At 73.3% G+C, this 21,340-nt stretch carries 16 protein-coding genes; 6 read left to right on the top strand and 10 right to left on the bottom strand.

Annotated elements, in window-relative coordinates:
- Positions 1-28: 28 nt before the first annotated feature.
- Complete coding sequence (locus AB0L33_RS27905; protein WP_365685806.1) at positions 29-595, bottom strand: dihydrofolate reductase family protein; 567 nt, start codon at positions 593-595, stop codon at positions 29-31.
- A 112-nt stretch (positions 596-707) separates the two neighbouring features.
- Here AB0L33_RS27905 and AB0L33_RS27900 point away from each other — a divergent pair, with 112 nt between their 5' ends.
- Together AB0L33_RS27900 and AB0L33_RS27895 are read left to right on the top strand one after the other, a co-directional pair.
- Positions 708-1,748 (top strand): hypothetical protein, encoded by a 1,041-nt coding sequence (locus AB0L33_RS27900; protein WP_365685804.1) that lies wholly within the window; start codon positions 708-710, stop codon positions 1,746-1,748.
- 145 nt (positions 1,749-1,893) lie between these two features.
- The gene (locus AB0L33_RS27895) at positions 1,894-3,141 is read left to right on the top strand and encodes an MFS transporter (RefSeq protein ID WP_365685803.1); all 1,248 of its coding nucleotides are present in this window, start codon (positions 1,894-1,896) and stop codon (positions 3,139-3,141) included.
- Here the strand turns inward: AB0L33_RS27895 and AB0L33_RS27890 are convergent.
- The 7 genes from AB0L33_RS27890 to AB0L33_RS27860 form a co-directional block, all read right to left on the bottom strand.
- Positions 3,128-3,871: an SDR family oxidoreductase gene (locus AB0L33_RS27890; RefSeq protein ID WP_365685801.1), complete on the bottom strand. Its 744-nt coding sequence runs from the start codon at positions 3,869-3,871 to the stop codon at positions 3,128-3,130. The two genes, AB0L33_RS27895 and AB0L33_RS27890, sit on opposite strands and share 14 nt — an antisense overlap.
- Positions 3,872-4,039: 168 nt before the next feature.
- A complete protein-coding gene (locus AB0L33_RS27885; RefSeq protein ID WP_365685800.1) occupies positions 4,040-7,798 on the bottom strand; it encodes a S8 family serine peptidase in 3,759 nt (1,252 codons plus the stop codon).
- Between the two features lie 108 nt (positions 7,799-7,906).
- On the bottom strand, positions 7,907-9,058 hold the full coding sequence (locus AB0L33_RS27880) for an XdhC/CoxI family protein (RefSeq protein WP_365685799.1): 1,152 nt from the start codon (positions 9,056-9,058) through the stop codon (positions 7,907-7,909).
- Positions 9,059-9,089: 31 nt separating this feature from the next.
- A complete protein-coding gene (locus tag AB0L33_RS27875) occupies positions 9,090-10,547 on the bottom strand; it encodes an NCS2 family permease (RefSeq protein ID WP_365685797.1) in 1,458 nt (485 codons plus the stop codon).
- A 442-nt stretch (positions 10,548-10,989) separates the two neighbouring features.
- Entirely contained in the window at positions 10,990-13,374 is a 2,385-nt protein-coding gene (locus tag AB0L33_RS27870; protein WP_365685795.1) for a molybdopterin cofactor-binding domain-containing protein, read from the bottom strand.
- A gap of 3 nt (positions 13,375-13,377) precedes the next feature.
- Entirely contained in the window at positions 13,378-13,974 is a 597-nt protein-coding gene (locus tag AB0L33_RS27865; RefSeq protein ID WP_143618201.1) for a (2Fe-2S)-binding protein, read from the bottom strand.
- A 2-nt stretch (positions 13,975-13,976) separates the two neighbouring features.
- Positions 13,977-14,867 carry a xanthine dehydrogenase family protein subunit M gene (locus tag AB0L33_RS27860; RefSeq protein WP_365685793.1) on the bottom strand — a complete coding sequence of 297 codons (891 nt, stop codon included), beginning with the start codon at positions 14,865-14,867 and terminating at the stop codon, positions 13,977-13,979.
- Positions 14,868-15,124: 257 nt separating this feature from the next.
- Between AB0L33_RS27860 and AB0L33_RS27855 the strand changes: the two genes are divergently transcribed.
- Together AB0L33_RS27855 and AB0L33_RS27850 are read left to right on the top strand one after the other, a co-directional pair.
- Positions 15,125-16,834, top strand: coding sequence for a PucR family transcriptional regulator ligand-binding domain-containing protein (locus AB0L33_RS27855; RefSeq protein ID WP_365685791.1), 1,710 nt, complete (start codon positions 15,125-15,127; stop codon positions 16,832-16,834).
- Positions 16,835-17,006: 172 nt separating this feature from the next.
- Positions 17,007-17,792 (top strand): hypothetical protein, encoded by a 786-nt coding sequence (locus tag AB0L33_RS27850; protein WP_365685790.1) that lies wholly within the window; start codon positions 17,007-17,009, stop codon positions 17,790-17,792.
- Between the two features lie 30 nt (positions 17,793-17,822).
- Here the strand turns inward: AB0L33_RS27850 and AB0L33_RS27845 are convergent, their stop codons facing one another.
- Positions 17,823-18,584 carry a GntR family transcriptional regulator gene (locus tag AB0L33_RS27845; RefSeq protein WP_365685788.1) on the bottom strand — a complete coding sequence of 254 codons (762 nt, stop codon included), beginning with the start codon at positions 18,582-18,584 and terminating at the stop codon, positions 17,823-17,825.
- A 146-nt stretch (positions 18,585-18,730) separates the two neighbouring features.
- Here AB0L33_RS27845 and AB0L33_RS27840 point away from each other — a divergent pair, with 146 nt between their 5' ends.
- Together AB0L33_RS27840 and AB0L33_RS27835 are read left to right on the top strand one after the other, a co-directional pair.
- Positions 18,731-19,579: a (2Fe-2S)-binding protein gene (locus AB0L33_RS27840; protein WP_365685786.1), complete on the top strand. Its 849-nt coding sequence runs from the start codon at positions 18,731-18,733 to the stop codon at positions 19,577-19,579.
- A 206-nt stretch (positions 19,580-19,785) separates the two neighbouring features.
- Entirely contained in the window at positions 19,786-20,865 is a 1,080-nt protein-coding gene (locus AB0L33_RS27835) for a DUF2637 domain-containing protein (RefSeq protein WP_365685784.1), read from the top strand.
- Positions 20,866-20,914: 49 nt separating this feature from the next.
- Here the strand turns inward: AB0L33_RS27835 and AB0L33_RS27830 are convergent, their stop codons facing one another.
- Positions 20,915-21,280 (bottom strand): ATP-binding protein, encoded by a 366-nt coding sequence (locus tag AB0L33_RS27830; RefSeq protein ID WP_365685882.1) that lies wholly within the window; start codon positions 21,278-21,280, stop codon positions 20,915-20,917.
- Positions 21,281-21,340 lie beyond the last annotated feature (60 nt).

Here is a 21,340-nt window from a genome sequence, read left to right as displayed (position 1 = left end):
GAGGCGTCCGGGACCGGTCCACGTGACGTCACCGGTCGGCGCGGTCGTAGCAGAGCTCCACGACCCCGTTGCCGAAGGTGCGGGTGCCGGTGAGGCGGAGGGGCCGCAGGGTCTCCTCCGCCGGGAACATCGGCTTGCCCCGGCCGATGAGGACCGGGTGGACGTAGACGCGGTACTGGTCGATCAGGTCGTGCGCCGCGAAGGACGCGGCGAGCCCGGCGCCGCCGAGGGCGAGGTCGCCGCCGGGCTGCTCCTTGAGGGCCCTGACCTCCTCGGGGACGACCTCGCGGACGATGGTGGTGTTCCAGTCGGCGTGGTCCAGCGTCCGTGAGTAGACGTACTTCGGCATGTTCCGCCAGATGACGGCGAACTCGGCCATCGGACCCGCGTTGGCCGGGTCCTGGTCGGCGGTGGGCCAGAAGCCGGCCATCAGCTCATGGGTGACGCGCCCGTCCAGCATGCCGCCCATACCGGCCAGTTGCTCGTTGAAGTAACGGTGGAGCTCCTCGTCCACCGTGTGCCAGTCGATGTTCCGGTCCGGGCCCTCGATGAAGCCGTCGAGGGACATCGACATCCAATAGACGATCTTGCGCATCGGAAACCTCACCGGGCGTTCGGGGGACGGGGCGGTGAACGCCGCCGACGTTACCGGCGGCGGCCCGCCCGTGCTTGACGCCGAGCCGGACCGGCGCATAGGTGTCGGAGGCATGAGAATCGGAGAGGCGCGTGCCGCCGCCGCGCACTGGGTGTCCACGCACGCCCGCCCCGCGCCGGACTATCTGGGGGCCTACTTCAGCGGGTCCACGGTCGGGCGGCCGGACGACCCGGAGCTGCCGGTCTCCTCGGACGTGGACGTGGTCGTGGTGACGGCGGGGGCCGAGGTCCCGGCGAAGCCCGGCAAGCTCCCGCACCGGGGCGCGCTGCTGGAGATCACCTACGAGCCGTGGTCCCTGCTGGCCGACCCGGAAGCGGTGCTGGGCGCGTACCACCTGGCGGGCGGCTTCCGCCGGGACACCGTCATCGACGACCCCACGGGGCGGCTGCGCGCGCTGCACGCGTACGTCGCACCGCGCTTCGCCCGGCGGGTCCACGTGCGGCGGCGGTGTCTGGACGCCCGGCACCGCGTCGAGACCCGGCTCGCCGCCCTCGACACCGCGCAGCCCTTCGCCACCCGCGTACTGGCCTGGCTCTTCCCGACCGGGGTCACCGCGCACGTCCCGCTGGTGGCCGCCCTGCGCAACCCGACCGTCCGGCTGCGCTACCCCGCCGTACGGGACGTGCTCACCGCGTACGGGCAGGAGGCGCTCTACCCCGAGCTGCTGGCGCTGCTGGGCTGTGCCGAGGTGTCCGCGCCGCTCGTCCGGCACCATCTCGCCCAGCTGACACGGACGTTCGACGCCACGGTCCCCGTCGCCCGCACGCCGTTCCCCTTCTCCGGCGACCTCACCGAGCGGGCGCGGCCCGTCGCGGTCGACGGCAGCCGCGAGCTGATCGACCGGGGCGACCACCGGGAGGCGGTGTTCTGGATCCTGGCGACCTTCGCCCGCTGCCACACCGTGCTGGCCACGGACGCGCCCGCGCTGCACACGGCCCGGCTGCCGGCGTTCCGGAAGGCGGTCGCCGAGCTCACCGGCATCGCGCACACCGGCGACCTGCTCGCCCGGCGCGACGAGGTGCTGCGCTTCGTGCCCCGGCTGTGGGCCGTCACGGAGGAGATCCTGGCCGCCAACCCGGGGGTCGCCGACTAGCGGCGCACCCTGCTACCTTGCCCGCGTGTCTCTTCCCTGTGCGTAGGACCCCGTCGAGACCGCGCCCGGCGTACCGGGTGCGGCGTTCCGGCGTCCCCGCATGCCCGTGGCCAGGCCCCGCCGCGCCACCCTCCCGAGGAAGACCATGTCCACTCCTTCGTACGTCGCTGTTCTGCGCGTCCCGCACGCCGCGCGCGCCTTCGCCGCCGCGCTGACCGGGCGGCTCTCCTACGGAATCGCCCCGCTCGCCCTGCTGCTCGCCGTCAAGGAGGCCACCGGCTCCTACGCGGCCGCCGGGACCGTGATGGCCCTGTTCGGGGCCGCCAGTGTGTTCCTGTCCCCCGCCCGCGCCGGGCTGATCGACCGGCACGGCCCGCGCCGCGCCCTGCCGCCGATGGCCGGTCTGTACGCGGTGCTGCTCGCCGTCCTCGCCCTGGCCACCTGGCGGCCGGGCGCCTCCCCGCTGGTCCTCGGGGTCCTCGCCACGGCTGCGGGGGCCTGCACGCCGCCGCTCGGCCCGGTCATGCGGACGCTGTGGAGCGACCTCGTCCCCGACCGGGAGCTGCTGCGCCGCGCGTACAGCCTGGACGGGGTGGCCGAGGAACTGCTGTACGTCTCCGGGCCGTTGCTGGTGGGCGTCGCGGTGACGGTCACCGGGCCCGCCGTCGCCGTACTGGCCGGTGCGGTGCTGATCGCGGCCGGCGCGGGGGCGCTGGTGACCTCGCCCGCCGTGCCGCGCGGGAAGCCGGACCACCGCACCGGGGCGGACGGCACGGCCGCGGCCGGACTGCGGCTGAGCGCCGTGCCCGCGCTGCGACGGGCCGTGCTGGTGACGGCGGCCGTGGGGCTCTGCCTCGGGGCGCTGGATCTGCTGGTGGTGGCCCTCACCGAGGCGATGCACCGCGCGTCGGCGGTGTCCTGGGTGCTGGCCGCCCTGTCGGCGACGAGCGCGGCCGGGGGCCTGGCCTACGGGGCGCTGCGGTGGCGGGCGCCGCTGGGGGTGCGGCTGCCGGTGATGGCCGCCGGCCTTTCCGGCGCGGTGGCGGCGGCCGGGCTCGCGGGGAACGTGTACGTGCTGGTCGCCGTGGTCGGCGCGGCCGGGCTGTTCGTCGCTCCGGCGCTGACGACCGCGTACCTGATCGCGGACGAGTCGGCCGACGCGGCCCGGCGCACCCAAGCGGGCGCCTGGGTCAACACCGCGTTCAACGCGGGCTCGTCCGGCGGCACGGCCGCGGTGGGGCTCCTGGTGGACCGGCTGCCGCTCGCCCTGTGCTGCGCGGTGGCGGCGGCCCCGGCGCTGCTGTGCGCGGCGGTGGTCCTGGGCTCCGGCGTCCGGCGCGCCCGCCCGGGGGCGGGGGCGCCGGAGGCGGCGGAGCAGGTCAGCGGAGCTTGATCGCACCGCCGTCGGCCATCAGGGTCTGACCGGTCATGTAACGGGCGTCGTCGCTCGCCAGGAACGCGACGACGGGCGCGACGTCCGTGCGCGGGTCGCCGAAGCGGCCGAGAGGGACCTTGGCCGCGGAGAGGGCGTACTGCTCGGGGTGGGCCTCGGCCCAGGCGGCGACGCCCGCCGTCCTCGCCATCGGGGAGACGACGTTGACCCGGATCTGGTCCGCCGCCCACTCGTTGGCCACGACCCGGCTCAGGCCGCGGATGGCCTCCTTGCCCGCGGCGTACGACGCCTGGTTGGGCTGGCCGTCGATGCCGGCTCCGGAAGCGAAGTTGACGACCGCGCCCCGGCTCTTCCTGAGCTCGGGGTAGGCGGCGAGCATGAAGTTCCGGGTGGCGAAGAGCCCGGTGTCCAGGGCGAGCTTCCAGTCGTCGTCGGTTTGCTCCGTGAACGGGCGGACGCGGGAGGCACTGGCGTTGTTCACCAGGACGTCCAGGCCGCCGAAGCGCTCGACGGCCGTGGCGACCGCCCGGTCGGCGACCGCGCGGTCCGCGACGTCGCCCCGCAGGAACGCGACCGCGTCCCCGAGACCGTCCACCAGGGTGTCCCCGGCCTCCTGCTGGAGGTCGACGACCACGACGCGGGCGCCGCGCTCGACGAAGAGCCGGGTGACGGCTTCGCCGATCCCCGAGGCTCCTCCGGTGACGAGGGCGACCTTGTTCTCCAGTGTCATTGCGCTGTTCCTTCGACTCGCTGTGCCGGCCCCCGAACCCAGCCCTTCTTTATGCACCATACACTTCTTATGTATGTTGCATATAAGTGGGCCGGGCGGGGCGGCACGCGAAGGCGGCCGCCCACCCGCTCCCGGGTGGACGGCCGCCTCGTACGAGGGTTCAGCGGATCACTTCAGGCCGAACGCCCGGATGATCTCCTGGTCCACCGCGAGGCCGCCCGCGGCCTCGGCGTGGGCCTTGAGCGAGACCGCGGTGGCGCCCTTCTTCGGAGTCCTGAACCGGGCGGTCCAGGAACCCGTCCGGTCCTTCTTGAGCGAGACCGCGCTCCAGGTCTTCCCGTCGTCGTAACTCACCGACAGGGAAGCCTTCGTGGCCTTCACGGCACCGTCCAGCCACTCCTGCGTGGTGGACGACAGGCCGATCTCGGTCCACTTGCCGGCCCGCACGTCACCGGCGAGGTCCGTGGCGACGTCGTAGTCCAGCTGGAGCATCGGGATGTCGACCTGGTACGGGCCGTCCGGGTCGTTGGCGCCCGAGACGAACGTCCACTCCGAGTGGGTGCGCACGGACGTCTTCCAGGTGTCCGCGTCGCGCGAGGCGTCCAGCACCAGGCGGTAGGGCAGCTTCTCGTCGGGCAGGTCGCCGATGTAGCCGGCGCGGCCCGGGGACTCGTCGAGCAGCTTGTCGCCCTGGTAGACCGTCACCTTGCCGGTGTCGTACTCCTTGTCCGGCATGGAGCCCGAGTGCCCGGCCCCGCCGTCCGTCCACGGGGTGATGTTGTACTGGATGTCGCCCCACTGCGAGCGGTTCGGGCCCCAGTAGGCGGTGCCCAGGCGCGGCCGGGTGACGGGCGCGAACCAGTCGGCCTTGTTGCTGGACCCGGCCCGGTAGTCCATCTCGCCGCCGCGCTCCTCCAGCGCGGTGTCGGTGCCCTCGGCGTTGAACTGGGAGTGGTTCTCGTACCAGAAGGAGTCGCCCGGCAGCGGGTTGACCCACTCGGTGCGGGTGCCGGGGAACTTCTCGTACTCCTCGAAGCCGAGGCCGGGGCCGTATTCGGGGATGTCGTAGCGGAAGCCGCCGCCGACGACGTCGCGGTGGCCGTAGAAGGTGTTCTCGATCTTCGCCAGGTCGCGGGTGGCCGGGGCGAAGGCGAGCGAGCGGTCCGGGACGGTGCCGTCGTGGCGGTCGACCAGGTCGTAGACGTAGCTCGCGTACTTGTGCTGCTCGACGGTCAGCTTCTTGCCGCTCCGGGCGGCCTTGATCAGGGCCTCACCGGCGATCCGCTGGACGGTGGCGACCGGGACGGGGAGCGTGGTGCCGTAGTCGGCGTACGCCTCCATCAGCCGGCCGTCGCCCTGGTTGACGACGAACAGCGCCTTCGCACCGGCGGCGACGGCGGCGGCGAGCCGGTCGGCCGGGGCCACCGCGTCGCTGCTGCGGACCACGACGGCCTTGCCCTTGGCGTCGAGGTCCTTGTAGTCGGCGGCGGAGCCGTTGCCCGCGTAGACACCGCGGAGCTGGGCGCGGCTGTCCTCGGCGACGGGGGAGCCGTTCTGCACGGTGGCCGGGACGTCCTGGCCACCGGCGGTCAGGTCGAGCAGCTTCTCGCCCTGGCGCCAGCGGGTCAGGAAGGAGAAGTCGCCCTGGGTGACCTTCTCGGTCGGGGCCGCCCACAGCTGGTCGTACGTCAGCGGGATCTGGTACGCGTCGCGCTGGACGGTGCCGTTGGGCGCGGTGCGCGCCATGTCGTAGCGCAGCTGCCGGGTCTCGGTCTCCTTCGGCGTGCGCACGCTGATCTTGCGCGCCTTGGAGGCGTCGAGGGTGGCCGTGACCGGCTTGTCGAGGATGATCTCGGGAGCCGCCAGGAAGGCGATGGCCTTGGAGTCGGCGGTGTCGCCCTTGATGTCGGCGGCGGTCCAGGCGGTGTAGTTGCCCGGGGGCAGCCTCAGCGTCGTGTCGCCCGACACGGCGACGGGCGAGAGGTTCGGGTCGCCGAGCGCGCCGAGGACGACGGTGCCGTCCATGGGCTTGCCGGAGCGGTCGCGGAGCCGGAGCGTGAGGTCGTAGAGCTCCTGCTCCTTGTTGAGCGCGAAGCCGGTGTGCGCGACCACGGCGCCGGCGGCGTCCTTGGCGACGACCTGGCCGGAGAACGTGGTGCCCGGGTCCACCTTCGACGGGTCGAGCGTGAGGACGGCCTCGGCGGTGGAGCCGGCCGGGACGGTCAGCTGCTTCACGGACAGCGTGTACGCGTCCGACGCGCTGTCCGTCGCCAGGTCGAGGGTGACGTCGGCGGTGCCCGTGTTGCGGTAGGTGATGGTGCGCTCGGTGACCGGGTCGGAGGCGCTGTGCGGCCAGTCGTACGCGGCGACCGCGACGGAGCCGGTGGCCTCGATCTCCGTGTCGATGGCGGCCTTCACGTCGAGGCGGCCGGTGCCCTGCTCGTACGGGGTGTAGTCGGGCAGGACCTTGGACGAGGTCATCAGCGCGTCCTTGATGCGCTGGCCGGTCCAGTCGGGGTGGCGCTGCTTGAGGATGGCGGCGGCGCCGGCGACGTGCGGGGTCGCCATGGACGTACCGGACATCGACTGGTACATGCCCTCGATGCCGGGGACGGACTGGGAGGCGGCGGCGTTGATGTCGACGCCGGGCGCGGACAGGTCGGGCTTCAGGCCGTAGCTGCGCACCAGCGGGCCCATGGACGAGAAGTCGGCGCGGCCGTCCTGCTTGTCGACGGCGGCGACGGTGAGCGCCTTGTCGGCGGAGCCGGGCGAGCCGATGGTGCCCGCGCCGTACGCGTTGCCCGCGGCGATCACGAAGAGCGGGCCGCCGTCCGCGGAGAGGGTGTTGACGGCCTGGGACATGGGGTCGGTGCCGTCGTCGGGGACCGGTGAGCCGAGGCTCATGGAGACGACGTCGGCGCCCTCCGCCTTGGCCCACTCCATGGCCTCGATGATCCCGGAGTCGGCGCCGGAGCCCTCGTTGCTCAGGACCTTGCCGACGAGCAGCCCGGCCTCGGGGGCGACGCCCTTGTTGACGCCGTCGGACGCGGCGCCCGAACCGGCGATGGTGGAGGCGACGTGCGTGCCGTGGCCGTTCTTGTCGTCCACCTCCTCGCCCGGGACGAAGCTCTTCGTCTCCAGGATGCGGTCCTTGACGTCCGGGTGGTCGGCGTCGATGCCGGTGTCCAGGACGGCGACCTTGATGCCCTTGCCGTCGTAGCCCTCGGCCCACGCCTCGGGGGCGTTGATCTGCGGCACGGAGTCCTTGAGCGCGGCCTCGGCGCGGCCGTCGAGCCAGAGCTTGGCGATGCCGTTGTCCAGCGAGCGGGCCGTGGCGCTGCGCGCGATGTCGTTCCAGAAGGCGCGGGCGGTGTCCTTGCCGGCCTTGAGGGCGGCGCCGTGGATGGACTCCAGCTGCCGGACGGCCTTGCTGCCGCGCGGGGCGACGGGCAGCGAACGGGCCTTGGACGCCGGGTAGGTGGCGATCAGCGGGATGCCGCCGGTCGTCCTGTCGTCGTAGCCCATCCTGGCGAGCGCCGTGACGTTGAAGAGGCGGCGGTCCAGCTTGCCGGCCGCGAGCAGGCTCTGCGCCTCGTCGGGCAGGACGTAGACGTCGTCCCCCGCCTGCTGGACGTGGACACCGCCGGTCGCGCCCTCGGGGCGGTCCACGGTGACGGTGTCCTGCTTGCCCACGCCGTCGGCGTAGTGGACGACGTCACCGGTGACGAGGGTGATGTCGTAGCGGTGAACGGGCTGCGCGGCGGGGGTGGTTGCCGCGGCCGGGGAGGCGGGGGCGGCGTACGCGGCGCCCGTGACGGGCAGCAGCGCGCCGCTCATCAGGGCCGCGGCGGTGGCTATGACGAGGGTGCGTCGTCCGGCGCGTGCGGGTCTCGCCCGGCCGGTCGCGGTGGAGGGGGAGAAAGTCATGGGTGATGATCTACCGGTAAACCGGCCGCCGTGGGACGGTCCACGTCTGGCGCGAATGTGCCGTGGCGGTTAACCGCCGGTCGCGGACGCGGTGCCGCGAGGGCGACTTCAGGCCACCGAGCCGATGCGCCCCGCCGGAGGGAGCCCGCCGGGGTGATGGATCGGGGTGTGCGCGCCGGTCAGCGGGGCGCCGCTGCCGCCGCGCCGGACGGCGACGATCTCGGCGGCGATCGACAGGGCCGTCTCCTCGGGCGTACGGGCGCCGAGGTCGAGCCCGATCGGCGAGTGCAGGCGGGCCAGCTCCAGCTCGGTCACCCCGGCCTCGCGCAGCCGTTCGTTGCGCTGGAGGTGGGTGCGGCGGGAGCCCATCGCGCCGACGTACGCGACGGGCAGCCTGAGCGCGGCCTCCAGCAGGGGCACGTCGAACTTGGCGTCGTGCGTGAGGACGCACAGGACCGTGCGGGCGTCCACCGCGGTCCCGGCCAGATAGCGGTGCGGCCAGTCCACGACCAGCTCGTCGGCGTCCGGGAAGCGGGCCTCGGTCGCGAAGACGGGGCGCGCGTCGCACACCGTGACGTGGTAGCCGAGGAACTTGCCGGCCCGGACCAGGGCGGCGGCGAAGTCGATGGCCCCGAACACGATCATCCGGGGTGGCGGCACGCTGGACTCCACGAGCAGCGTGAGGGGCTGCCCGCAGCGCGAGCCGTCGGCGCCGATGGTGAGGGTGCCGGTGCGGCCCTGGTCCAGCAGGGCGCGGGCCTCGGCGGCGGCGGTGCGGTCCAGCTCGGGGTGTCCGCCGAGCCCGCCCTCGTAACGGCCGTCGGGGCGCACCAGGAGCGGGTGGCCGAGGAGTTCGGCGGGTCCGTCGGTGATGCGGGCGACCGCCGCCGCCTCGCCGCGTACGGCGGCGGCGAGGGCGGCGGCGTACACCGGGCGGGCGGGGTCGTCCGCCCGGACCGGGGTCACCAGGATGTCGATGACGCCGCCGCAGGTCAGGCCGACCGCGAAGGCGTCCTCGTCGCTGTAGCCGAAGCGTTCGAGGCGGGTGAGGCCGTCGTCCAGCGCCTCCTGGCACAGCGCGTACACCGCCCCCTCCACACACCCGCCGGAGACCGAGCCGATCGCCGTGCCGTCGCGGTCGACGGCCAGCGCGGCCCCCGGCTGGCGGGGCGCGCTGCCGCCGACGGCGACGACGGTGGCGACGGCGAAATCGCGTCCCTGCCCGGCCCAGCGGTCGAGCTCCTCGGCGATGTCCAGCATCTCGGTCTCCTAGGGCGTGTGGGGCTGCGGGTCAGCTGACGCCGAGCCAGCTCTCGATCGGGTGCAGGGCGAAGTAGACGACGAAGATCACCGTCAGGCCCCACATGAACGCGCCGACCTCGCGGGCCCGGCCCTGGGCGGCCTTGATGGCGACGTACGAGATGACGCCCGCCGCCACACCGGTGGTGATGGTGTACGTGAACGGCATCAGGACCACCGTCAGGAACACCGGGATGGCCACCGAGCGGTCGCTCCAGTCCACGTGCCGTGCGTTCTGCATCATCATCGCGCCGATGACGACGAGGGCGGCGGAGGCCACCTCGGCGGGCACGATCGCGGTGAGCGGGGTGAAGAAGAGGCAGGCGGCGAAGAAGAGGCCGGTCACGACGGAGGCCAGGCCGGTCCTGGCCCCCTCGCCGACGCCGGTCGCGGACTCCACGAAGACCGTCTGCCCGGAACCGCCGGCGACACCGCCGATGGCTCCGCCGGCGCCGTCGATGAACAGCGCCTTGGACAGGCCCGGCATGCGCCCCTTGTCGTCGGCGAGCCCGGCCTCCGTACCGACGCCGATGATGGTGGCCATGGCATCGAAGAAGCCGGCGAGCACGAGGGTGAAGACGATGAAGCCGACGGTCATCGCGCCGACGTCGCCCCAGCCGCCGAACGAGACGTCGCCGAAGAGCGAGAAGTCCGGCGAGGAGACCGCGGAGCCCTTGAGCTCCGGCGGGCCGCTGCTCCAGATCTTGGGGTCGACGTCCGCGAGCTTGTTGATCACGACGGCGACCACGGTGCCGACGACGATGCCGATGAGGATCGCGCCGGGGATGTTGCGGGCCTGGAGCATGAAGATCAGCAGCAGGGTGACCGCGAAGACGAGGACCGGCCAGCCGGCGAGTTCACCGGCCGGGCCCAGGGTCACCGGGGTCGCGGTGCCCTTGCCGACGAAACCGGCCTTGTAGAGCCCGATCAGGGCGATGAACAGGCCGATGCCCATGGTGATGCCGTGCTTCAGCGGGAGCGGGATCGCGTTCATGATCAGCTCGCGCAGACCGGTGACCACCAGGAGGCAGATCACCGCGCCGTACATCACGCACATGCCCATGGCCTGCGGCCAGGTCATTTCGGGGGCGACCTGCGAGGACAGGACGCCGGAGACGCTGAGGCCCGCGGCGAGCGCGAGCGGGACCTTGCCGACGAAGCCCATGAGCAGGGTGGTCGCCGCCGCCGCGAGCGCGGTGGCGGTGATCAGGGCGGGCTGGCTGAGCAGATTGCCGTCGACGTCCTTGCCGCCGAGGATCAGCGGGTTGAGCAGGAGGATGTACGCCATGGCCATGAAGGTCGTGACGCCGCCGCGCACTTCCCGGGCCACGGTCGAACTGCGGTCGGATATGTGGAAGTACCGGTCGAGCCACGATCTGCCGGCGGGGACGCGCGAGCCGGGGCCCGCGTCCTCCGCACCGGTCTTCGGCTGCACTGACTGCTGGGTCATGATGCCTGACTCCCAAGGTTCACAGGGGCACCCGCGATGAGGAATCGAAATGCGGGATTTGGGATGACTGCGCTGGCGGCACGACCCGGGGGACGGCCCGAGACGAACTGTTCATGCAGGAAGGAGCGGAACGGTGGTGCTGTTCCGGTGCGGGGGGTTCGGGGCCGCGAGCGGGGCGGGACCCTGGGGCGTGTTTCGGAAGTAGCGCCGTCCGCCCGTAGGGCGGGTCCGGCGGCGTCTGGTGCGTGCGATCGCAAGGCGGAGGGTCGCCCCGATACTGGTTGTATCGGGGTGATCCCGACAACGCGGCGAGCGTGCGTGCCAGGCGCCGCCGGACAGGCGGGACTTTCGAAACACGCCCCGGCCTCCGGGCGGTGCGGGCCGGGAAGTGTGACGTTCACCGGTGGCGCGCACCGCCCGGAGAGCTGGTGGCGGAGCCTGGTCAGACGCCGGTGAGGTGTTCCGGCCGGACCGGCGTCCGGTTGAGCTCCAGACCCGTCGCGTTCCGGATCGCCGCGAGGACGGCCGGGGTGGACGACAGGGTCGGGGCCTCGCCGATGCCGCGCAGCCCGTACGGGGCGTGGTCGTCGGCGAGTTCGAGCACGTCGACCGGAATGGTCGGCGTGTCGAGGATGGTGGGGAGGAGGTAGTCCGTGAAGGAGGGGTTGCGCACCTTCGCGGTCACCGGGTCCACGATGATCTCCTCCATGACGGCGATGCCCATCCCCTGGATGGTGCCGCCCTGGATCTGGCCGACGACCGACAGCGGGTTGAGCGCCTTGCCGACGTCCTGGGCACAGGCCAGTTCGATGACCTTGACCAGGCCGAGCTCGGTGTCGACCTCGACCACGGCGCGGTGCGCCGCGAAGGAGTACTGGACGTGGCCGTTGCCCTGTCCGGTGCGCAGGTCGAAGGGCTCGGTGGGCCGGTGGCGCCACTCCAGCTCGATGTCGATCGCCTCGTCCTCCAGGACGTCCGCGATCTCGGCCAGCACCTCGCCGCCGTCGGTGACGACCTTGCCGCCCTCCAGGAGGAGTTCGGCGGTGGCCCAGGCGGGGTGGTAGGTGCCGAGCTTGCGGCGGCCGAGCTCCAGGAGCTGTTCGCGGACGGCCTCGCAGGAGTTCTTGACCGCGCCGCCCGTGACGTACGTCTGGCGGGACGCCGAGGTCGATCCGGCGGAGCCCACCTGGGTGTCGGCGGGGTGGATGGTGACCTGGGAGACGCCGAGTTCGGTACGGGCGATCTGGGCGTGCACCGTGACGCCGCCCTGCCCGACCTCGGCCATGGCGGTGTGGACGGTCGCGACGGGTTCGCCGCCGATGACCTCCATGCGGACCCGGGCGGTGGAGTAGTCGTCGAAGCCCTCGGAGAAGCCGACGTTCTTCAGGCCGACCGCGTAGCCGACGCCGCGCACGACGCCCTCGCCGTGGGTGGTGTTGGAGAGGCCGCCGGGCAGGGCGCGTACGTCCGGGTGTTCGCCGGCGCTCTCCCACTGGCGCTCGGGCGGCATCGGCATGGCCTTGACGCGGCGCAGCAGTTCGGCGACCGGGGCGGGCGAGTCGACCTGCTGCCCGGTGGGCAGCAGGGTGCCCTGCTCCATGGCGTTGAGCTGCCGGAACTCGACCGGGTCCATGCCCAGTTCGGCGGCCAGCTTGTCCATCTGCGCCTCGTAGGCGAAGCACGCCTGGACGGCGCCGAAGCCGCGCATGGCGCCGCACGGGGGGTTGTTGGTGTAGAGGGCGATGGCCTCGATGTCGACGTCGTCGATGACGTACGGGCCCACGGCCAGCGAGGAGGCGTTGCCGACGACGGCCGGGGACGCGGAGGCGTAGGCGCCGCCGTCCAGGACGATGCGGCACTTCATGTGCGTGAGCTTGCCGTCGCGGGTGGCGCCGTGCTCGTAGTGGAGGCGGGCCGGGTGGCGGTGGACGTGCCCGAAGAAGGACTCGAAGCGGTTGTAGACGATCTTCACGGGCTTGCCGGTGCGCAGGGCGAGCAGGCAGGCGTGGATCTGCATCGACAGGTCCTCGCGCCCGCCGAAGGCGCCGCCGACGCCGGAGAGCGTCATGCGGACCTTGTCCTCGGGCAGGCCCAGGACGGGCGCGATCTGGCGCAGGTCGGAGTGGAGCCACTGGGTCGCCACGTACAGGTCGACGCCGCCGTCCTCGGCGGGTACGGCGAGGCCGGACTCGGGGCCCAGGAACGCCTGGTCCTGCATGCCGAAGTAGTAGTCGCCCTTGACGATCACGTCGGCCCGGGCCTCGGCCGCCGCCGCGTCGCCGCGCACGATCGGCTGGCGGTGGACGATGTTGGGGTGCGGCACATGGCCGATGTGGTGGTCGTCGCGGCCCTCGTGGATGAGGGGGGCGCCGGGTGCGGTCGCGGACGCCTCGTCGGTGACGACGGGCAGTTCGCGGTAGTCGATCCGGATCTTCGCGGCGGCGCGGCGGGCCGTCTCCGGGTGGTCGGCTGCGACGAGCGCGACGGGTTCGCCGTGGTGGCGGACCCGGCCGTGCGCGAGGACGGGGGTGTCCTGGATCTCCAGGCCGTAGTTCTTCATCGCGGCCGGCAGGTCGTCGTAGGTGAGGACCGCGTAGACGCCGGAGGTGGCCAGCGCCTCGGAGACGTCGATGGAGACGATCTCGGCGTGCGCGACGGTGGAGCGCAGGGTGTGGCCCCAGAGCATGTCCTCGTGCCACATGTCCGAGGAGTACGCGAACTCGCCGGTGACCTTCAGGATGCCGTCGGGTCGCAGCGTGGACTCGCCGATGCCGCCCTTGGTGCGGCTGCCCTGGTTGATGTTGGTGGGGGAACCGGTGACGCCCATGGCTCAGACCGCCCCTTCCGCGCGGGCGGCCGCGAGGCGGACCGCGTCGAGGATCTTCTCGTAGCCGGTGCAGCGGCAGAGGTTGCCGGAGAGCGCCTCGCGGATGTCCGCGTCGGACGGCTGCGGGGTGCGCTCCAGGAGCTCGTCGGCCGCGACCAGGAGGCCGGGGGTGCAGAAGCCGCACTGGACGGCTCCGGCGTCGATGAACGCCTGCTGGATCGGCGAGAGCTCCCCGGTGTCGCGGGTCTCGTCGCCGGCGGCCGGCTCGGCCTTCCAGCGCTTGGCCCGGTCCAGCGAGGTGCCGCAGGCGCCGGAGGCGCAACCGGTGCCGGGGTGGGCCTCCGCGCGGTGGGCCGCGAAGTCGGCCAGCCCCTCCACGGTGACGACGTCTCGGCCCTCGACCTGGCCGGCGGCGACCAGGCAGGAGCAGACGGGGACACCGTCGAGGCGGACCGTGCAGGAGCCGCACTCGCCCTGCTCGCAGGCGTTTTTGGAGCCGGGCAGGCCCATGCGCTCGCGCAGGACGTAGAGGAGGGATTCGCCCTCCCAGACGTCGTCGGCCTCGTGGCGGCGGCCGTTGACCGTGAAATTGACGCGCATGATCAGGCGGCTCCTTCGGTGCTGCGGCCGTTGCCGCGGTAGGACTCCCAGGCCCAGCCGAGGGTGCGGCGGGCCATGATGCCGACGGCGTGCCTGCGGTAGCTCGCGGTGCCGCGCACGTCGTCGATCGGGTTGCAGGCGCCGGCGGCGAGCGTGGCGAACTGCTGGGCGACGGACGGCGTGATGATCGTCCGGCTGTCCCAGAACCCGCCCTCCTCCAGGGCGGCGTTCAGGAACTCCTCGGCCTCCTTCGCCCGTACGGGGGTCGGGGCGGCCGATCCGATGCCGGTGCGGACCGTGCGGGTCTCGGGGTGCAGGGCGAGGCCGAAGGCGCAGACGGCGATGACCATCGCGTTGCGGGTGCCGACCTTGGAGTACTGCTGCGGCCCGTCGGCCTTCTTGATGTGCACGGCCCGGATCAGCTCGTCCGGTTCGAGGGCGTTGCGCTTGACGCCGGTGTAGAAGGCGTCGATGGGGATCATCCGGCTGCCGCGTACGGACTCGGCCTCCACCTCGGCGCCTGCGGCGAGCAGGGCCGGGTGGGCGTCACCGGCCGGGGACGCGGTGCCGAGGTTGCCGCCGACGCCGCCGCGGTTGCGGATCTGCGGGGAGGCGACGGTGTGCGAGGCGAGCGCGAGACCGGGCAGCTCGGCCCGCAGGTGCTCCATGATCCGGCTGTACGGGACCGAGGCGCCGAGCCGCACGCTCTCCTGGCCCACCTCCCACTCGGTGAGCTCACCGATGCGGTTGAGGTCCAGGAGGTGTTCGGGGCGTCGGTGGTCGAAGTTGATCTCGACCATCACATCGGTGCCCCCGGCGATGGGCACAGCCGTCGGGTGCTCGGCCTTGGCCGCGAGCGCCTCCTCCCAGCTTGCGGGGCGAAGGAAGTCCATGGTGGCTCTCTTCTTCTCGGTCGGGTCTGCGCGGGGGGCTGGGTGACGGCCGGCCCTCGAACTTGTTCATGTCTTGTTCACGCGGTGTGTGGCCCAGTACACAAGCCCTGCTCCACCTGGTGCAGTCACCGAACCCATGAAGCGGTTGGCTGGTCTCCGCTCATGTCTTGTAGATTCGAACGAATGGCGGGGCCCAACAGCCTCACCGCAACACCCAGACTTCACCCGTACCAACGAAAGAGATCGGCGGCGACGAGATGCGGCTGCGCGCACTGCTGGAGAACGACGCGCTGGGCCTGCGGCTGCTCGGCGGCGACGAGGAGCTGGACCGGTCGGTCCGCGGCGTGATGACGACCGACCTGCGCGACCCGAGCCGCTACCTCACCGGCGGCGAGCTGGTCCTGACCGGTCTGGCCTGGCGCCGGGACGCCGCGGACTCGGAGCCGTTCGTGCGCATCCTGGCGGGCGCCGGGGTGGCCGGTCTCGCGGCGGGCGAGGCGGAGCTCGGCGACATCCCGGACGATCTGGTGGAGGCGTGCCGCCACCACCGGCTGCCGCTGTTCGCGGTCCACGAGACGGTCGCGTTCGCAACGATCACCGAGTACGTGGTGCGCCAGGTGTCCGGCGAGCGGGCGGGCGACCTGGCGGCCGTGGTGGACCGGCACCGCAGGCTGATGACCTCCGGCCCGACGGGCGGCGGCCCCGAGGTGGTCCTCGATCTCCTGGGCTCCGACCTGGACCTCCACGCCTGGGTGCTCTCCCCGACCGGGCGGCAGATCGCGGGCGCGGGCGCCCCGCTGCCCGCCGCCGCCGGGGCGGAGCTGGCCGGGCTGCATCTGGCCGCCGTCCGCTCCGGCCGCCGCGCCCCGCACCGGGCCACCCTCGGCGGTACGACGTATTCGCTCTTCCCGATCCGGAACAACGGCCGGGGCGGCGCGGTGCCGCCCGCCCGCGACGTGCGGGAGTCGGCGCTCTCCGACTGGCTGCTCGCCGTGGAGGCCGACGCGAGCGACTGGCCGGCCGCGCGGCTCGACCTGCTCCAGGGCGTCACCCAGCTGATCGCCGTCGAGCGCGACCGGCGCGACGCGGCCCGCACGGTGCGCCGCCGGCTCGCCCAGGAGGTCCTGGAGCTGGTCCAGGCGGGCGCCGCGCCCGCCGAGATCGCCGCCCGGCTGCGCGTGGCCACCCCGGTCCTGCTCCCCGGCCTCGGCACCGCGCCGCACTGGCAGGTGGTGGTGGCCCGGGTCGAGTGGGACGCGGACGGCGGGTCCGGGGTCCCGGGCGGCCCGGTCACCCAGGCGCTCCTCGAGGAGATCCTGGTCGACCCGGCGGTGACCGGACCCGACTCGGCCGACCGGATCGCCGTCGCCCACACCGGCGAGGAGGCCATCGCCCTGGTCCCGCTGCCCGCCGCCCCGGACGGGCCGGACGGCACGGGAGACGAGCCGTCCGACGGCGGTGACGAGGGGCCCGCCCTGCACGCAGACGCGCTGCTCGCCGCCGTGCGCGCCCCGCTCTCCGCGGGCCTCGGCGACGACGGCCGCCTGACACTCGGTGTCAGCGCCTCGGTGCACTCGGCGGAGGGGCTGCGCGGCGCCCTGGAGGAGGCCCGGCACGCGCGCCGGGTGGCGGCGGCCCGGCCCGGCCGGGTGTGCGCGGCGGGCCACCACGAGCTGGCCTCGCACGTGCTGCTGCTGCCGTTCGTCCCGGACGACGTGCGCCGGGCGTTCACCGCGCGGCTGCTGGACCCGCTGCGCGAGTACGACCGGCGCCACCGCGCGGAGCTCATCCCGACCCTGGAAGCGTTCCTGGACTGCGACGGTTCGTGGACCCGCTGCGCGGCCCGGCTGCACCTCCACGTCAACACGCTGCGCTACCGGGTCGGGCGAATCGAGCAGTTGACGGGGCGTGATCTGGCGCGCCTGGAGGACAAGCTCGACTTCTTCCTCGCGCTGCGGATGAGCTGAAATCCCGGGCCGGACAAGGCCGCTGACGGCGTCCGACCCCGCACCGTCGATTGTGAAAAGTTTCACCTGACATTGCCTCGACCTCTTGGCCCGGCGTGCCATTCCGTGCTGTGATGCGGGCCATACTCAGCTCGAAGGCGCGCTCGGGGAGGGCAATGTGGCGCATACCGCCATGTCTGGTTCCGGAACGACAGCAGATGACGATCCTCCGCTCCAGACCGCGGTATGGCGGCTGCGCTCGCGCGGCTGCTGGACGGACGCCGCGGCCCTGCTGGAACACGACGCCGCCACCGACCCCGCCGCGGCCCTCCAGCGGACGGCCCTGCTGACCGAGCGGTGCCTGTACACCGGGCAGGGCTGGACGGACGCCGAGGACGCCCTGCGGACCGCCGAGGCCATGGCCCACGACGACGAGGAGCGCGGCGCGGCGGCCTGCGAGCGCGGCCACCTCGCGTACGCCTCGACCCTGCTCGGGGTGCGGGACCGGGCCGACGAGGCCCGGGTGGCGCTGGGCCGGGCCGCGGCCCTGCTCTCCCCCGCCGCCCAGGGGCGCCCGCTGCTCGACTTTCGGCGCGGCCTGATCGCGCAGAACATCGCGGACTCCCCGCAGGCCGCCCGGGCCGCCTACCGCAGGGCCCACGCCGGCGCGACCGCGCAGGGCGACGCGCTGCTGCTCTCCTCGACCTGGCGCCATCTCGCCCTGATCGCCCTGCGCGAGGGGGAGCTGGCGGAGGCCCGGCACGGCTTCGCGGAGTCCCTGCGGATAAGGGAGGAGCTGGGCTACCTGGTCGGTACGGCCCCGGCGCTCATCGCGCTGGCCGACGCCGAGCCGGAACCGGAGGCGGCGACCCGGCTGCGCGCCGAGGCGGCCCGGCTCTTCCGGCTCCTGGGCGGCGTCCCGACCTGGCTGGGCCCGCACCTGGACCAGCCCCCGCCGGAGACGGTCGAGGCGAACTGAGCGGGCTCCGGGGCGCCGACGCGCACCGGCTCAGCCGTCGGCGCCCGCGAAGTGCTCGCGTACGAGCGACTGGACGACGGCCACGTCCTGGGCGATCAGGGCGTCGAGCAGCGCGGTGTGCTCGGAGGCGTCGGCCAGCAGGTCGGCGCGCCGGGTGACCGGGTTGTCCACCAGGGGCCACTGCGAGCGCCGGTGCAGGTCGTCGGCGACGGCGACCAGGCTGTGGTTCCCGGCGAGGGCGAGCACCGCGCCGTGGAAGGCCCGGTCGGCCTCGGCGTAGCTCGCCCGGTCGCCGACGGCCGCCGCGGCCACGGTGGCGTCGGCCAGCGGGCGCAGCGCGCACCAGCGGGCGGGCGGGATCGTGCGGGCGAGCCGCAGCATGACGGGGACCTCGATCAGGGCGCGGACCTCGGCCAGCTCCGCCAGCTCGCGCGGGCCGCGCTCGGCGACCCGGAAGCCCCGGTTCGGCACGACCTCCACGGCCCCTTCGGTGGCCAGCCGCTGCATCGCCTCGCGCACCGGGGTGGCGGAGACGCCGAGGCGGGCGCCGAGCACGGGCGCCGAGTAGACCTGGCCGGGGACCAGCTCGCCGTCGACCAGGGCGGCGCGCAGGGCCTCCAGCACCTGGCCGCGCACGGAGTGCCGGCGCACCTGGGCGCGGGGGGCCTCGTGCGGCTGCTCGCCGTGGGTGTGCTCGCCGCGGGCCTGCTCGGGCACCCGGACGGCGGGGGCGGGCACGGCCGCGCCACGGTACGCGGGACGCACCTCCTCGCGCGCTCCGCCCTGCTCCACGGGCACCTCCCTCGGCCGGTCACGGGCGCGCTCGCGCGTCGGGCGCCCTGAGTGCACGATAGGCGCAAGGACCCCCAGTTCAAACATCGATCCGGCAGGGTAAGGTAAGGCTTACCTGCTGACGATCGTGAATCGGTGGTCCCCGCATGACCCTGCCCGCCCTGCTCCCCGCGGTGTCGGCCTCGCCCGTGGCCGACGCCTACGCGCGCCTGACCGAGGTCTTCCCCGGGGTGCGCGCCGAGATCCTGGCCGAGGGCGAGAGCGCCCCCGGCGGCCCCGGCTGGGTGGGCGCGCAAGAGCTGGCGGCCGGCGGCGAGGCCCTGGACACGTTCCTCGCCTTCGACGCCGAACAGGTGCGGCGGGACTACGGCCAGGAGGGCCGCCCCGATGTGATCGCCAGCTTCGGACTGCACCGGTACGCGTGGCCGGCCTGCCTGCTGGTGACGGTGCCGTGGTTCCTGCACCGCCGGGTGCCCCGCGTCCCGGTCGGAGACGTGTCGTTCCAGCGGGCGCTGGGCCATCTGACGCTGCGGGTGCGGGAGTTCGCCTGCCTGCCCGACGACCCGGCGGCCGGGCTGCCGGGGGCCCGTGTGGTGGCCGACGAGGCGGCGTTGCGGGCCGAGGTGCTGGACGCGGTGGCCGAGCACCTGGGCCCGGTCCTCGAGGGCTTCCGGCCGCGGATGCGGCGCGGCAGGCGGGCCCTGTGGGGGATGGCGACCGACGAGATCGTCGAGGGCCTCTGGTACGTCGCCCATCTGCTGGGCGAGGAGCGGCGCGCCATGACGGAGCTGGAGGCGCTGCTGCCGGGCACCACCGCGCCGTACGTCGGCACCGCCGGCTTCCGCGAGCTCACCGGGCCGAACGGGGAGTCGCTGCCGACCCGGGACCGGGCGAGCTGCTGCCTGTTCTACACGCTGCGCCCCGAGGACACCTGCGTCACGTGCCCGCGTACGTGCGACGAGGAGCGCGTCCGCAAACTGACGCCCGCGCCCTGATCCACTGCGCCGGACCCACACCGCCCGGACGGGTGGCAGGTATTCGAACATCGTGCGCAAGCCGCTGAAGGGTGTTCGACCAGAACGTCCATATCGACGGTCTCCTGCACCCCATTGGCGTTCTCTTGCCCCGAAACGGCCTGGACGTGACGGGATTTCCGCCACGATGGCGCCCGAAACGCCCTACGTGACGCAAGGGACCGCGCATGAGACTGACCGACATATCGCTTGACTGGCTGCTTCCGGGCGCCGTGCTGCTCGTGGGGGTCATGGCGGCGGTGGCGGTGGTCGCGCGCGGAAGGCGCGCCTCTGACACAGCCTCGGCCGACGACAGCTGGGAACGCAGCGAGGAGCGGCGCAGGCGCAAGGAAACGCTGTACGCCACCGCTTCGTACGTGCTGCTGTTCTGCTGCGCGGCGGTCGCCGCCGCCCTCTCCTTCCACGGGCTCGTCGGCTTCGGCGAGCAGAACCTCGGCCTCTCCGACGGCTGGGAGTACCTGGTGCCCTTCGGCCTGGACGGGGCGGCGATGTTCTGCTCGGTCCTGGCCGTGCGGGAGGCCAGCCACGGGGACGCGGCGCTCGGCTCGCGCCTCCTGGTGTGGACCTTCGCCGGTGCCGCCGCCTGGTTCAACTGGGTGCACGCGCCGCGTGGCATCAACCACGCGGGGGCCCCGCACTTCTTCGCCGGCATGTCGCTCTCGGCCGCGGTGCTGTTCGACCGCGCGCTGAAGCAGACCCGCCGGGCCGCGCTGCGCGAACAGGGCCTCGTGCCCCGTCCGCTGCCGCAGATCCGGATCGTGCGCTGGCTGCGCGCGCCCCGGGAGACCTTCGGCGCCTGGTCGCTGATGCTCCTCGAAGGCGTACGCACGCTGGACGAGGCGGTCGACGAGGTACGCGAGGACCGCAGGGAGAAGGAGCAGAACCGTCTCCGCAGAAGGGACCAGGAGAAGCTGGACCGGGCGCACATCAAGGCCCTGAACCGGCAGAACCGGGCCTGGGGGCGGCTCGGGCGGGGTGGCCCCCCGGTCGAGGTGGCGGCGCTGGCCCCGGCGACGGGCTCCGCGCAGTCCGTCGCGGAGCCCGCCATATCCGAGCCGGGTCAGCTGCCCCTGCGACCCCGGCCATCCCTGCAAGCCGTGAACCACTCGAACTCGGCGAGCGTCCCTGAACTGGGCGCGAGCGAATCGGCCCCGGTCGATCTCACCGCCGAGGACGACACCCAGGCCCTGCCCCGGCTCGATTCGCTGGAGCAGAAACTCAAGGACCTGGAGCAGCAGTTCGGCTGACACGGAACAGCGGATGCGAGGTGACGGCCCTGACGGTCCTCCCGGACCGTCAGGGCCGTTCGCCGTCCAGTTCGAACCAGACCACCTTGCCCAGCGAGCGGGGGCTGATCCCCCAGGAGTCGGCCAGACTCTCCACCAGGACGAGCCCCCGGCCGTGCGTACCGTCGTCGGCGGGCGGTACGTGCGGCTCGGTGTCCATTCCGGGGACGAAGTCCCGCACCTCCACGCGCAGTCGGCGGGGTGCGACGCTCACGGCGACGACCGCGCCGTCGTCCGTGTGCACCAGGGCGTTGGTCACCAGCTCGCTGAGCAGCAGCTCGGCGACCTGCGCCGGTTCCTCCTTCCACCGGTAGCGCAGTAACTCACGGACCGCGCCCCGGACTTCTCCCACGGCTGCCAGATCGGCCCGGTCCACCCTGCGATGCATCCGGGCCTCTTCGTGACGCTCCATCGTTTCCCCCGCCCACACGACCAT

The sequence above is a fragment of the Streptomyces sp. NPDC052299 genome (assembly GCF_040679335.1).
Classification (GTDB): Bacteria; Actinomycetota; Actinomycetes; order Streptomycetales; family Streptomycetaceae; genus Streptomyces.
This window is presented reverse-complemented; position numbering and strand designations above follow the sequence as displayed.

Excerpts from the sequence above, each read along its gene's own strand:
- AB0L33_RS27905 (WP_365685806.1), bottom strand. The coding sequence starts at position 595 with ATGCGCAAGATCGTCTATTGGATGTCGATGTCCCTCGACGGCTTCATC.
- AB0L33_RS27900 (WP_365685804.1), top strand. The coding sequence starts at position 708 with ATGAGAATCGGAGAGGCGCGTGCCGCCGCCGCGCACTGGGTGTCCACG.
- AB0L33_RS27895 (WP_365685803.1), top strand. The coding sequence starts at position 1,894 with ATGTCCACTCCTTCGTACGTCGCTGTTCTGCGCGTCCCGCACGCCGCG.
- AB0L33_RS27890 (WP_365685801.1), bottom strand. The coding sequence starts at position 3,871 with ATGACACTGGAGAACAAGGTCGCCCTCGTCACCGGAGGAGCCTCGGGG.
- AB0L33_RS27885 (WP_365685800.1), bottom strand. The coding sequence starts at position 7,798 with ATGACTTTCTCCCCCTCCACCGCGACCGGCCGGGCGAGACCCGCACGC.
- AB0L33_RS27880 (WP_365685799.1), bottom strand. The coding sequence starts at position 9,058 with ATGCTGGACATCGCCGAGGAGCTCGACCGCTGGGCCGGGCAGGGACGC.
- AB0L33_RS27875 (WP_365685797.1), bottom strand. The coding sequence starts at position 10,547 with ATGACCCAGCAGTCAGTGCAGCCGAAGACCGGTGCGGAGGACGCGGGC.
- AB0L33_RS27870 (WP_365685795.1), bottom strand. The coding sequence starts at position 13,374 with ATGGGCGTCACCGGTTCCCCCACCAACATCAACCAGGGCAGCCGCACC.
- AB0L33_RS27865 (WP_143618201.1), bottom strand. The coding sequence starts at position 13,974 with ATGCGCGTCAATTTCACGGTCAACGGCCGCCGCCACGAGGCCGACGAC.
- AB0L33_RS27860 (WP_365685793.1), bottom strand. The coding sequence starts at position 14,867 with ATGGACTTCCTTCGCCCCGCAAGCTGGGAGGAGGCGCTCGCGGCCAAG.
- AB0L33_RS27855 (WP_365685791.1), top strand. The coding sequence starts at position 15,125 with ATGCGGCTGCGCGCACTGCTGGAGAACGACGCGCTGGGCCTGCGGCTG.
- AB0L33_RS27850 (WP_365685790.1), top strand. The coding sequence starts at position 17,007 with ATGTCTGGTTCCGGAACGACAGCAGATGACGATCCTCCGCTCCAGACC.
- AB0L33_RS27840 (WP_365685786.1), top strand. The coding sequence starts at position 18,731 with ATGACCCTGCCCGCCCTGCTCCCCGCGGTGTCGGCCTCGCCCGTGGCC.
- AB0L33_RS27835 (WP_365685784.1), top strand. The coding sequence starts at position 19,786 with ATGAGACTGACCGACATATCGCTTGACTGGCTGCTTCCGGGCGCCGTG.